The 13,183-nt window shown below is 39.8% G+C and carries 13 protein-coding genes, 2 rRNA genes and 1 riboswitch; of the genes, 1 reads left to right on the top strand and 14 read right to left on the bottom strand.

What is annotated here, in order from left to right; all coding sequences use genetic code 11:
- Positions 1-4: 4 nt before the first annotated feature.
- The 12 genes from purN to F7888_RS11750 all read right to left on the bottom strand — a co-directional run bounded on the left by purN (position 5) and on the right by F7888_RS11750 (position 10,985).
- Positions 5-583, bottom strand: coding sequence for a phosphoribosylglycinamide formyltransferase (gene purN / locus F7888_RS11695; RefSeq protein ID WP_191779687.1), 579 nt, complete (start codon positions 581-583; stop codon positions 5-7).
- The gene (purM, locus tag F7888_RS11700) at positions 580-1,620 is read right to left on the bottom strand and encodes a phosphoribosylformylglycinamidine cyclo-ligase (protein ID WP_191779689.1); all 1,041 of its coding nucleotides are present in this window, start codon (positions 1,618-1,620) and stop codon (positions 580-582) included. Before purM ends, purN begins: the two co-directional genes overlap by 4 nt.
- 39 nt (positions 1,621-1,659) lie before the next feature.
- Complete coding sequence (purF, locus tag F7888_RS11705) at positions 1,660-3,072, bottom strand: amidophosphoribosyltransferase (protein ID WP_191779691.1); 1,413 nt, start codon at positions 3,070-3,072, stop codon at positions 1,660-1,662.
- On the bottom strand, positions 3,048-5,276 hold the full coding sequence (gene purL, locus F7888_RS11710) for a phosphoribosylformylglycinamidine synthase subunit PurL (protein ID WP_191779693.1): 2,229 nt from the start codon (positions 5,274-5,276) through the stop codon (positions 3,048-3,050). Before purL ends, purF begins: the two co-directional genes overlap by 25 nt.
- Positions 5,260-5,946, bottom strand: coding sequence for a phosphoribosylformylglycinamidine synthase subunit PurQ (purQ, locus tag F7888_RS11715; protein ID WP_191779695.1), 687 nt, complete (start codon positions 5,944-5,946; stop codon positions 5,260-5,262). The genes purL and purQ overlap by 17 nt, the downstream gene beginning before the upstream one ends.
- Complete coding sequence (gene purS, locus F7888_RS11720) at positions 5,943-6,197, bottom strand: phosphoribosylformylglycinamidine synthase subunit PurS (protein WP_191779697.1); 255 nt, start codon at positions 6,195-6,197, stop codon at positions 5,943-5,945. Before purS ends, purQ begins: the two co-directional genes overlap by 4 nt.
- Positions 6,190-6,909 (bottom strand): phosphoribosylaminoimidazolesuccinocarboxamide synthase, encoded by a 720-nt coding sequence (purC, locus tag F7888_RS11725; RefSeq protein WP_191779699.1) that lies wholly within the window; start codon positions 6,907-6,909, stop codon positions 6,190-6,192. Before purC ends, purS begins: the two co-directional genes overlap by 8 nt.
- 70 nt (positions 6,910-6,979) lie before the next feature.
- A complete protein-coding gene (gene purB / locus F7888_RS11730; RefSeq protein WP_191779701.1) occupies positions 6,980-8,272 on the bottom strand; it encodes an adenylosuccinate lyase in 1,293 nt (430 codons plus the stop codon).
- A 48-nt stretch (positions 8,273-8,320) separates the two neighbouring features.
- Positions 8,321-9,445 (bottom strand): 5-(carboxyamino)imidazole ribonucleotide synthase, encoded by a 1,125-nt coding sequence (gene purK / locus F7888_RS11735; RefSeq protein WP_191779703.1) that lies wholly within the window; start codon positions 9,443-9,445, stop codon positions 8,321-8,323.
- A complete protein-coding gene (gene purE, locus F7888_RS11740) occupies positions 9,438-9,926 on the bottom strand; it encodes a 5-(carboxyamino)imidazole ribonucleotide mutase (protein WP_191779705.1) in 489 nt (162 codons plus the stop codon). The genes purK and purE overlap by 8 nt, the downstream gene beginning before the upstream one ends.
- Before the next feature lie 124 nt (positions 9,927-10,050).
- A riboswitch (purine riboswitch) is annotated at positions 10,051-10,152 on the bottom strand.
- Positions 10,153-10,233: 81 nt separating this feature from the next.
- Positions 10,234-10,431 (bottom strand): NETI motif-containing protein, encoded by a 198-nt coding sequence (locus F7888_RS11745; RefSeq protein WP_191779708.1) that lies wholly within the window; start codon positions 10,429-10,431, stop codon positions 10,234-10,236.
- Positions 10,428-10,985 (bottom strand): DUF2179 domain-containing protein, encoded by a 558-nt coding sequence (locus F7888_RS11750; RefSeq protein ID WP_191779710.1) that lies wholly within the window; start codon positions 10,983-10,985, stop codon positions 10,428-10,430. The genes F7888_RS11745 and F7888_RS11750 overlap by 4 nt, the downstream gene beginning before the upstream one ends.
- Before the next feature lie 217 nt (positions 10,986-11,202).
- On the opposite strand from F7888_RS11750, the gene F7888_RS11755 reads away from it, so the two are divergent.
- A complete protein-coding gene (locus F7888_RS11755; RefSeq protein WP_191779712.1) occupies positions 11,203-11,637 on the top strand; it encodes an Hsp20/alpha crystallin family protein in 435 nt (144 codons plus the stop codon).
- A gap of 1,168 nt (positions 11,638-12,805) precedes the next feature.
- Here the strand turns inward: F7888_RS11755 and rrf are convergent.
- Both rrf and F7888_RS11765 read right to left on the bottom strand, forming a co-directional pair.
- A 5S ribosomal RNA gene (rrf, locus tag F7888_RS11760) occupies positions 12,806-12,921 on the bottom strand.
- A 105-nt stretch (positions 12,922-13,026) separates the two neighbouring features.
- A 23S ribosomal RNA gene (locus F7888_RS11765) occupies positions 13,027-13,183 on the bottom strand; the annotation flags it as partial.

The raw sequence follows: 13,183 nt of genomic DNA on the forward strand, positions 1-13,183 counted from the left end.
TTTGTTACCCGACAGCTATCTCTTTAAGTAGACTCTGTAAAGTCTCTGGATAAAAGATATGCTCAACTTCATGAACCTTCTGTTCTAATCGTTCTAACGTATCATCCTGCTCAATTTCAATCGTCCTTTGAGCAATGATTGGACCAGTATCCATACCTTCATCTACGAAATGAATCGTGACCCCAGTTGTTTTCACGCCTGCTCTATAGGCCTGACCGATCGCATCCTTCCCTGGAAAATCAGGTAAGAATGAGGGATGGATATTCACAATCTGATTTGGATACGCTGCTAATAAAGTCTGATCGATTAACCTCATATAGCCAGCCAACACAACTAGGTCAATCTCTAGTTTAGTTAATCTCTCAACTATTAAAGTCTCAAATTCTACCTTGCTCGCAAATTCCTTCGCTGAAAAAACAAAGGTATCCACTCCCGCACTCTCTGCACGTTCAATCACCTTTGCTCCCGGCTTATCACAAACAAGTAAGGTGATTTCTGCATCAAGAGTCCCTTCACGGACAGCATCTAAAATCGCTTGAAAGTTCGTTCCGCTCCCAGAAGCGAAGACGGCTAGCTTCTTCATGAAAGACGTCCTCCACCAAAGCTTATTCCTTCGCCTTCTGTCGTGCGGCCAACAATAAATGCTTTTTCACCATTTTCTTCAAGGATTTGAATAATTTCTGGCATAGAATCTTCACTCACAGCTAAAACCATTCCGATACCCATATTAAAAATATTGAACATTTCCTTCTTATCTAATTTCCCTGCTTCCTCAAGCAAATCAAAGATGGCTGGAATCGGCCATGAACCAAAATCGATCTCTGCTCCGATACCTGCTGGTAGCATACGTGGAATATTTTCAATAAATCCACCACCTGTGATATGAGACATTCCTTTGACATCATGTTTTTTCAGTACTTCTAATAATGGCTTCACATAAATCTTAGTTGGACGAAGTAGTTCTTCACCTAATGATAGCTCTAATTCTCCATACTTTTGATGTAAATCAAGCTTAGCATCCTCTAAAAGCACCTTACGAACAAGAGAGTATCCATTACTATGAATACCACTAGATGATAAACCAATTAACACATCACCTGGTTGAATAGACTCACCAGTTATTAACTTAGACTTCTCAGCAACACCGACTGTGAATCCAGCCAAATCATACTCATCCTCACTATAGAGTCCAGGCATTTCAGCTGTTTCTCCACCGATAAGAGCACATCCCGCCATTTCACATCCATCTGCAATTCCCTTGACGATGCTCTCAATTTTCTCAGGAACAGCCTTTCCACATGCGATATAATCTAGAAAATATAAAGGCTCTGCACCTTGTACAACGATATCATTTACACACATCGCAACCGCATCAATACCGATTGTGTCATGCTTATCCATCATAAAAGCCAGCATTAGCTTTGTCCCAACACCATCCGTACCAGAAACTAGGACAGGTTCCTTCACATTTACCTTAGAAAGGTCAAACATGCCTCCAAATCCACCAAGACCACCAAGAACCTCAGGACGGATTGTCCGCTTTACATGCTTTTTCATTCTCGTTACAGCTTCATAACCAGCTTCAATATCTACTCCAGCTTGCTTATAAGCGTTAGCCATTCTATATCCTCCTAAGTTAAGACAAATTCCTCTGATTTCTTACGCCTTTTCATGTGGAAGTACCGTGTCAGGATAAATATCTGTTGGGTATTTCCCAGTGAAGCAAGCCATACATTGGCCACGATATTCACCTTCATCATCTCTTCCAATTGCATCGACTAAGCCCTGTTCACTTAAGAACACGAGCGAATCTGCTCCGATAATTTTACGCATTTCTTCTACAGAATGAGATGACGCAATTAGTTCTTCATGAGTTGACGTATCAATCCCATAGAAACAAGGATTTTTTATTGGCGGTGAACTGATTCTTACATGAACCTCAGTTGCCCCAGCTTCTCTTAACATTGACACGATTCGACGACTTGTTGTTCCACGAACAATCGAATCATCAACCATGACCACACGCTTCCCTTCAACAACCCCTCTTACTGGTGAGAGCTTCATTTTGACCCCTTGCTCACGAAGTGATTGTGAAGGTTGGATAAAGGTACGTCCCACATAGCGGTTTTTAATCAATCCTAGTTCATAAGGAATACCTGATGCCTCAGCAAATCCGATCGCCGCTGACATGCTTGAATCAGGGACACCTGTAACAACATCCGCCTCAATAACAGCTTCATGGGCAAGCTTCTTCCCCAAACTCTTTCGTGCTGTGTGTATATTGATGCCACCGATATCGCTATCAGGTCTTGAAAAATAGATATATTCCATGCTACAGATGGCACGGTTCGTATTACGTGAGAAGAATTCAGAGTGAATGCCCTCGTCATTAATAATCAAGAATTCTCCAGGTTCAACATCACGGATATAATCAGCACCAACAACATCAAATGCACAGGTTTCCGAAGCAACTACATACGCATCTCCTAATCGACCAAGTGACAATGGGCGCAGACCATTAGGATCAAGTGCAACCATCATTTTTTTCTCTGTCATTAGAATAAATGCATACGCACCCTTTAACATCGTTAATGCATTTTTAACTCGGTCATGGATTTTGGTATAACCACTTCTTCTTGTTAAGTGAGCAAGCACCTCTGTATCAGAAGTCGTTTGAAATATACTTCCTTGATGCTCTAACTGATGCTTCAAGTCATTTGCATTGACTAGATTTCCGTTATGAGCAATCGCTAGCCCTCCCACTTGAGAGTGAAATAGTAGTGGCTGCACATTTTCAATGCCCCCGCCACCCGCAGTTGCATATCTTACATGACCAATAGCCGCTTTTCCTTTCAAGTCCTCGATTTGACCACCAGCGAAGACTTCAGTAACAAGCCCTTCACCTTTATGAGCTTTTAATTTCTCTCCATTACTTACAACGATTCCTGCACCCTCTTGACCGCGATGCTGTAAGCTATGAAGTCCATAATACGTAATTTGTGCAGCATCTGGGTGACCCCAGATGCCAAATATCCCACATTCTTCATTTAAGCCTTTGAGTTCAGCAAGCATGGGATAGCCCCTTTCCAAGCAGCACGTAACTCCTCAACAGTATTGTTGATAAGCTCGTTACCTTCACTGTTTACAATTACTAAGTCTGCGTGATTCGTTACTTCTCCAATAAGCTCTGCTTCTACTAATTGCTCGAAACGCTCTTTATTTTCAGGCTTAACTGAAACAAGGAAGCGTGATTGTGTTTCACTAAATAATTCTGCTAATACTTCACCTTGAACCGTTACACGTGCTCCAAGACCTTTTGCACTAAATGTCGATTCTGCTAAAGCAACTGCAAGGCCACCTTCAGCTAAATCATGTGCTGAAGCTACTACTCCTGCTCGAATTGCAGTTAATAAGCGTTTTTGACGATCTCTTTCAATCTCTAAATCTAGTGTTGGTGCTTGACCAAAGATCTCACCATGAACTAACTTTTGAAGCTCACTTCCACCAAATTCTGCCTTTGCTTCACCGATCACATAGATCAGATCACCAGATGCTTTGAATTCCTGAGTTGTAATATGAGAAGGATCCGTGATTAAACCAACCATTCCAATAACAGGTGTTGGGTAAATCGCTACTCCATTTGTTTCATTGTATAAAGAAACATTTCCGCCAATTACAGGAGCGTTAAGGGCAAGACATGCTTCACTGATTCCATCAGCCGCTTGCTCGATTTGCCAGAAGATTTCTGGCTTTTCTGGATTTCCGAAATTTAAGTTATCTGTAATTGCAAGTGGCTCTCCACCTGAGCAGACAATGTTACGTGCTGCTTCACTTACAGCAATTTTCCCACCAACTAGTGGATCTAAATATAGATAACGAGAGTTACAATCTGTTGTCATTGCAAGAGATTTCTGTGTCCCACGAATACGAACAACTGCCGCATCAGAACCTGGTGCAACCACTGTATTCGTACGAACCATATAGTCATATTGATCATAGACCCATTCTTTGCTAGCAATTGTAGGCTGTGATAACAGCTTCACTAACGTTTCGTTATAATCTTCTACTTTTGGTGCTGCTACTTCCATCGCTTGAAACTCGCGATAATACGCTGGTTCAGCAGAAGGCTTATGATACACAGGAGCATCTTCAGCAAGTGCATCTACTGGTACATCAGCAATCACTTCACCTTTGTGAAGGAGACGTAGACGCTTATCATCTGTTACAACCCCAATAGCAACTGCCTCAAGGTCATACTTTTCAACGATGTCCTGAATTTCCTGCTCTCTTCCTTTTTCAACAACGATTAACATACGCTCTTGTGATTCTGACAGCATCATTTCATAGCCTGTCATCCCTGTTTCACGCTGTGGAACAAGGTCCAGGTTCATTTCAATACCTGAGCCTGCTTTACTTGCCATTTCAGCTGAGGAACTAGTAAGACCCGCTGCACCCATATCCTGAATTCCAACCATTGCATCACATTTTACAAGTTCTAAGCATGCTTCTAGTAATAATTTCTCCATAAAAGGATCTCCAACCTGAACAGCTGGACGTTTTGCATCTGAATCCTCAGATAACTCCTCAGAAGCAAATGTCGCACCATGAATTCCGTCACGACCTGTTTTTGCCCCGATATACATAACAGTGTTACCTACACCTTTTGCTTGACCCTTTTTAATATCCTCGTGGTTAATTAATCCCACACACATTGCATTCACTAATGGATTTCCTTCATAAGAAGGATCGAACTGGATTTCTCCACCAACAGTCGGAATTCCAATACAGTTTCCATAGCCAGCAATTCCTGCCACTACTTCCTCAAACAAGTATTTCACGCGTGGAGAAGTCAACTCTCCAAAACGTAGTGAATTTAATAGTGCAATCGGTCTTGCACCCATTGAAAATACATCGCGAATGATACCACCTACACCTGTTGCAGCACCTTGATATGGCTCAATTGCTGAAGGGTGGTTATGGCTCTCAATTTTGAATACAACCGCTTGATTATCACCGATATCAACAATTCCAGCACCTTCACCAGGACCTTGAAGAACCTTCTCTCCAGTCACTGGGAACTTCTTCAATACTGGCTTTGAGTTTTTATAACTACAATGCTCAGACCACATCACAGAGAATAGACCTGTTTCGGTGTAGTTTGGTGTGCGACCAATGATTGATTCGATTAATGCGAATTCTTCATCACTTAATCCCATCTCACGGTATATTTTTTCAGATTTCACTAACTCTGCACTTGGTTCAAGAAGTAACGACATTCGTAGATAACCTCCATTGTTTTACAATTGATTTAAATAGCTTTAATCCATCGGCACTTCCTAGAAGTCTGTCTACCGCACGCTCTGGATGTGGCATCATCCCAAGAACATTACCTTTTTCATTCATGATTCCAGCAATATCACTTAAGCTTCCGTTTGGATTATTCTTATATTTGAAGACAATTTGGTTGTTTTTCTCTAATAAACTCAATGTCTCATTATCACAGTAATAATTCCCTTCACCATGAGCGATTGGAACCTGAATCACTTCGCCTTTTTCATATTCAGCGGAGAACATTGTTTCATTGTTTTCTACGACTAATTCAGTCGGACGACACATGAATTTAAGGTTTTCATTACGTCTCATAGCCCCTGGTAATAATCCAGCCTCTAATAAGATCTGGAATCCATTACACACACCAAGAACTGGCTTTCCTTCCTCAGCTGCTTTTACGATGGCATTCATAACATTTGAAAAACGAGCGATTGCTCCTGTACGAAGGTAATCCCCATAAGAGAATCCACCAGGTAAAAGAATCCCATCAAACGAATCTAAATTGTCGGCATCATGCCAGACATACTCGACCTCTTCACCAAGTTCATCCTTAATCGCATGATACATATCTACATCACAGTTAGAGCCTGGAAACACGATGACTGCAAATTTCACTGTGCGACAACCTCCTCAACTTCATAACGGTAGTCTTCAATCACTGTATTTGCTAGTAATTTCTCACAAAGCTCAGTTACCACTTCATTAATATCACGACTAGATTTTTCAATCGTAAGTTCCATATATTTTCCGATTCGAACATCAACAACTTCATTATAGGATAAACTGTGTAAAGAACCCTTCACCGCTGTTCCTTGTGGATCTAACACACTCTCTCTTAATGTTACATATACTTTTACTTTATACATGCTGCCCGCCTCCTAATCGTGATAATACCTTTGTGTATGCCTCTGTTAAACTACCAATATTTCTACGAAATACATCTTTATCAAACTTCTCATTTGTATCCATGTCCCATAGACGACAAGTATCTGGAGAAATTTCATCCGCTAATAAAATGGCCCCTTCATTAGTTAGCCCAAACTCAAGCTTGAAATCTACTAATCTCACATTGCTTTCTAGGAAATGTGTCTTTAATACCTCATTAATTTGCAATGCTTTTTCTTTTAACACTTGTACCTGCTCTGGAGTTGCTGCTTTTAAAATCTCAATATGATCTTCAGTAATCAGTGGGTCGCCTAAATCATCGTTTTTATAATAAAACTCAACAAATGGTTGTTCTAGCTTTCTTCCTTCTTCAATACCTAAGCGAGTAGCTAAGCTACCAGCAATAATATTTCGAACGACAACCTCTAATGGAATAATCGTTACTTGCTTAACAAGCTGCTCTGTATCCGAAATCTTCTGAATAAAATGACTCTCGATCCCCGCTTGTTGAAGCTTTTCAAATAGCAAGCTAGTAATCTCGTTATTTAAACGACCTTTACCAGTTATCTCTTCTTTTTTCTCTCCATTAAAAGCTGTTGCACTATCCTTATATTGAATCCAAACGATATCCTCTTCATTTGTACGATAAATTCTCTTCGCTTTACCTTCATAAAGTAATTCTAGCTTTTCCATGATCCAAAAGCCCCCTAGGACAAGTTATAGTGGAGAGGTCTCACACAAGTTCGACCTCTCAAGATTTCTTTTAAAGACCTAGTCTATCGAAAATCATATCCACATGCTTGATATGGTAGTTATAGTCAAAGCAATCATCAATTTGTGTTGGAGTTAAGCGATCTGTGATTTTTTCTTCGGCTTCAATTAATTGACGGAATGGTACTTGCTTTTCCCAAGCTTCCATTGCCTTCGGTTGTACTGTATCGTACGCTTCCTCACGAGTTAACCCTGCATCAATCAATGCTAACAGAACACGTTGTGAGTAAATTAAACCAAGGGTACGATCCATGTTTCTCTTCATGTTCTCTGGATATACTGTTAAGTTTTTGATGATATTTCCAAAACGATTTAACATGTAGTTAAGTGCAATCGTTGCATCTGGTAAGATAATTCTCTCTGCAGATGAATGTGAGATATCACGTTCATGCCATAGTGGCACATTTTCATAAGCAGTTAACATATATCCACGAATGACACGAGCAAGACCTGTCATATTCTCAGATCCAATTGGATTACGCTTATGAGGCATAGCAGATGAACCCTTTTGTCCTTTTGCAAAGAACTCCTCCACTTCACGTGTTTCACTCTTTTGTAAGCCACGTACCTCTACTGCAAATTTCTCAATTGAAGTAGCTACTAATGCAAGAGTAGCCATATACTCAGCATGACGATCACGCTGTAAGGTCTGTGTTGAAATCGGTGCTGGTTTAATTCCAAGCTTTGTACATACAAATTCTTCTACAAATGGATCGATATTTGCATAGGTTCCAACTGCACCAGAGATTTTTCCATACTGTACACCATCAGCCGCTTGCTTGAAACGCTCTAAATTACGTTTCATTTCCTCATGCCATAATGCAAGCTTCAAACCAAATGTTGTTGGCTCAGCATGCACACCATGCGTACGTCCCATCATCACTGTATGCTTATGTTCGCGAGCCTTATTAGCTAGGATTTCAACAAAGTTCTCGATATCCTTCACTAGGATGTCATTTGCTTGCTTTAATAGATAAGAAAGAGCAGTATCAACAACATCGGTTGACGTTAATCCATAATGAACCCACTTTCTTTCTTCACCAAGTGTTTCAGAAACTGCACGTGTAAATGCAACAACATCATGTCTTGTTTCTTGTTCAATTTCAAAAATGCGGTCGATATTGAAAGATGCATTTTTACGAATTAATGCAACGTCTTCTTTTGGAATATCTCCTAACTCTGCCCATGCCTCACATGCTAGAATTTCTACCTCTAGCCATGCATTAAAGCGGTTTTCCTCTGTCCAAATTGCACCCATTTCAGGTCTTGTATAACGTTCAATCATTTTTTGTCCTCCGATTTCTTTCATCAACTTTGTCAGAAAATCTTACATTTATCTGCACCATATATCGATTCTTTCTAGTTTTTGAAATACCTCATCAACAGTATTTCCCAAAATATTGATGTGTCCCATTTTTCTTTTTACTTTCGCTTCTTTTTTTCCATATAAATGAAGCTTTGCTGAAGAGGAGATCTTCACAATCTCTAATGTTTCTTCCATATGTTCACCAAGGATATTCACCATAACTACTGGACGTAGCAAAGTTGTCTCTCCTAGTGGCAAATTACATACAGAACGAATATGCTGTTCAAACTGAGATGTCTCACATGCATCAATCGTATAATGACCTGAATTATGAGGTCTTGGCGCAAGTTCATTAATATAAATTTCTCCATCTCTTGTTACAAACATCTCAACAGCAAGTGTACCAACTAATTCAAACGTGTTTGCTAGCTTCATCGCCATTTCAATAGCATGTTCCTCTACCTCAGGAGTAATCCTAGCTGGTACAATCGTTTGCTGTAAAATATTTTCATGATGGATATTTTCAGCGACTGGAAATGTCTTTACTTCCCCTACAGGATTCCTTGTAACAATCACTGATACTTCTTTTTCAAAAGGTATCCACGCTTCTAAAATACAAGCTCCAACTTCTAAAAGCTTTGCAGCAGAGTCAATTTCCTTTACCGATTTAATAACGAATTGTCCTTTGCCATCATACCCACCACGTCTTGTCTTTAACACACAAGGTGTTCCAAGCTGCTCTATCCCCGTTCTCAGATCCTGAATCGTATCAATTAATTGATAAGGTGCAACTTCTGCTCCTGCATCACTAATTGCTTGCTTTTCAAAGCCACGATCCTGAGTAATCTTTAACAGCTTGCTTCCTTGTGGTAAATTCGCATGACTCTCTAGCCACGCAAGTGCTTCATAATCAATATTTTCAAACTCATAGGTAATGACATCACTTAATGATGATAGTTTCTTAATCGCCTCTAAATCATCGTAATCGGCAAGAATTTGTTGATCTGCAACTTGACCACATGGTGAATTAGGGGTTGGATCAAGAACCACAACATCATATCCCATTTCCTTAGCAGAAATTGTCATCATTCTCCCTAACTGACCGCCACCTATGATCCCTATCGTTTTACCAGGTAATAGTTGATTAGACAAGCTCTTCACTACTTTCTAATACTTTATTTCTAGTAGACTCTCTTCTTTCTACTAGCTTGTCATCCCACTCTCTGAATTGTGTTCCAAGAATAGATGCAGCTAGCAGACCAGCATTCGTTGCCCCTGCTTTTCCGATTGCCACTGTTGCCACTGGTACGCCTCCGGGCATTTGAGCAATCGATAATAAAGAGTCTAAACCATTTAATGCTTTTGATTGAATCGGAATACCTATAACAGGTAATGTCGTTTTCGCCGCAACCATTCCTGGTAAATGGGCAGCACCACCAGCACCAGCAACAATAACCTTTATCCCCCGTTCCTTTGCAGCTTCTGCATATTCAAACATATAATCAGGTGTTCGATGTGCTGATACTACTTTCTTTTCATAAGGAATATTAAGTTCATCTAGAATATCACAAGTGTGTTTCATCGTTTCCCAATCGGATGTACTTCCCATTATAACGCCAACAAGCGGATTCATTGATTTCCTCCCATTATTACCTTCTTTGCATTAAAAAAGCCCATAGCAGAACGTTCCCCTAAAAAAAGAGAAAGCAATTCTACCTGGGCAGATTATTAGACAGATTTGCCAAATCTACAGGCTTTGAACGATTACTTTCCCTCATAGTCCAACAATTTACGGTCGTCGGGTAGAAACTTATGGGCCATATTCCCAAGATTATATGAGGTAATCATCTAATTAACTAACATTATCTTATCAATTTTCCAAACTCATTGTCAACTAATAATCGAACAATGATAAATGATTATCATTCAATGTTCGTGTTTTACTCAAGTTTTCCTTCAAATATTATTTTTCTACCACATGGCTCAACCTCAATTGTTCCATTTCGTTCAACCTCTTGAAAAATCGGCTCCTCCATTCTTCGTACTGGAGTATACCCTTCCTTCTTCATTCGTTCGATACATTGATCAATCGTCTCATTCTTTTCTACTTCAAATTTGAGTTTTGTTTTTTTCGTCATTGATTTAATTTCCCTTTCTTCACCGCTTTCACCCAGAACCCCCCGTGAATGGTTTTCGGTTCATATGCAATAATAAATGCTCTTGGATCGAGCTCCTTTATCGTATGGTACAGCTTTAATTCATACTTTCTAGGCGTCAGGATTTGCATAGACTGTCGTTCACCCTCTAAACCCTGGGCAGCCCACGTCGTTACCCCGTATCCTTTTTCTCTTATCAACTTAGGGAGGTCCCGATTCACCTGATCTGTAATAACATTGACTGTAATATAACCAAGAGCCAGCTTTTCTTCAATTTTCATTCCAACTATGACACCGATTCCGTATCCAACCGCATAAGCCACTAAATTCTGTATTTGATTTAAATTATCCAATACTAATCCTAAACCAATAACATAAATAACTACCTCAATCGTACTTATAAAAGCAGCTAAATAACGCTGTCCTTTTAACGTCAAAATCATACGAATCGTAAAAAACGAAACATAAACAATATTAATAACCAATATGATGATCACCATCATAATACTATTTTGTAACACAACGTTTCCCTCCATTGCCCGAGTTCCTATCCTTATCCTTCCCGAAGTTTCACATAAAAAAACGGACTCAGGCTTATTCTCACTTTGGATAAAGACCTATAAGAATTAATATTACTAAATTTCTTTTTATAAATAAACTGGTTTTACTTCATATTTAGTTATATATCACAAGCACATCTTTGTATTCATATCATATGATGGAACAGCCTAAACTACAGGGAGTGTCACATAGATGAATATGGATCAATTCAAACATATGCATGATTGGAGAAAGCAATGGGATGGTTTTTTTGGAGATTCGTTCTGGAAAGGCTTCGAACCAATGATGAACAATGTAACCTCACAAGTAAATCTCTACAAATCTGAAAATGAACTACTTGTCGTTATGAGTATACCTGGATTAGAAAATGTAGATAATCTCGATTTATTTGTGCAATATCAAACATTAGAAGTCCGTGGAAAAGTGAACCTTCGTTTCAAAGGGTTCGAACTGGTTGAGGAGGGAATTTTTCAAGGAGAATTCGAGCGAGTAGTCCAACTACCATTCCCAGTCAGAGAAGACCGAATAGACGCAAGCTACCATAATGGATTATTAATCATACATTTACACAAACGTATTCCTGATGATAATCGAAAAAAAATCGCTATTAAGAAGATAGATGAGTAAATGTTGGTATTAGTTAGGGTCAGGGTTTAGTGCTGGTATTATAAAGCACTGACCTTTTTTATGTATTCTATTAGGGCATTTTTGAGGGGAGTTGGTTTTATTTTGTCTTATTGAATGACTTTATTGGACAGTTTTCTGGTCGATTGTTTTTGTTTTGTCTTATTGGTGAGCTAATAAGACAGTTCTTTCGGGGGGGTGTTCTTGCTTTGTCCTATTGGATGCCACTACAGGACACTTCGATTGGGATTTGCTCTTGTTTTGTCTTATTGGATGCTCTAACAGGACAATTCACTCGGGGTTTGCTCTTGCTTTGTCCCATTGGATGACCCAACAGGACACTTCACTCGGGATTTGCTCTTGTTTTGTCTCATTGGATGCCACTACAGGACATTTCAATTGGGATTTGCTATTGTTTTGTCCTATTGGATGCCACAACAGGACACTTCGATTGGGATTTGCTCTTGCTTTGTCTTATTGGATGACCCAACACGACAGTTCACTCGGGGTTTGCTCTTGCTTTGTCCCATTGGATGCCACTACAGGACATTTCAATTGGGATTTGCTATTGCTTTGTCTTATTGGATGACCCAATAGGACAATTCGATTGGGATTTGCTCTTGCTTTGTCTTATTGGATGACCCAATAGGACAATTCGTTGGGATTTGCTCTTGTTTTGTCCTATTGGATGTCACAACAGGACAATTCACTCTGGATTTGCTCTTGTTTTGTCTCATTGGAAGCCACTACAGTACATTTCAATTGGGATTTGATCTTGTTTTGTCCCATTGGATGACCCAACAGGACAATTCACTCGGGATTTGCTCTTGTTTTGTCCTATTGGATTACCTAATAGGACATTTCACCCAGCGTTTACTCTAGTTTTGTCTCATTAGATGCCACTACAGGACACTTCGGCTGTTCTTTATTCTTGTTTTGTCCCATTGGATGCACCAACAGGACACTTTGCTCGGGATTTGCACTTGCTTTGTCCTATTGGATGCTCTAATTGGAAAGTTCAATTGGTCTTTGCTCCTGTTTTGTCTTATTGGATACCTCAACAGAACACTTCTCTTGTTCTTTATCTTGCTTTGTCCTTTTAATATCCTTAAAAGATAATAAGTTAAAACACAAAAAAGACCAGTCCCAAAAGGAACTGATCTTTTATCTTGCCTAGCGACGTCCTACTCTCACAGGGGGAGTCCCCCAACTACCATCGGCGCTGAAGAGCTTAACTTCCGTGTTCGGTATGGGAACGGGTGTGACCTCTTCGCCAAAATCACTAGACTTATGAAGATTCGCACCTTCAAAACTAGATAACAGAGAACAATTTACATTCATTTTTTTGAATCTAGCTCCAGAAGCTATTTTTAACAGCTTCTTCGGCTTTTTGTGGTTAAGTCCTCGATCTATTAGTATCAGTCAGCTCCACACGTCGCCGCGCTTCCACCTCTGACCTATCAACCTCGTCATCTTCGAGGGATCTTACTAGCTTGCGCTATGGGAAATCTCATCTTGAGGGGGGCTTCATGCTTAGATGCTTTCAGCA

Origin of the sequence: Litchfieldia stipae, from assembly GCF_014837155.1 — a bacterium.
In the GTDB taxonomy this organism is placed as follows: Bacteria; Bacillota; Bacilli; order Bacillales; family Bacillaceae_L; genus Litchfieldia.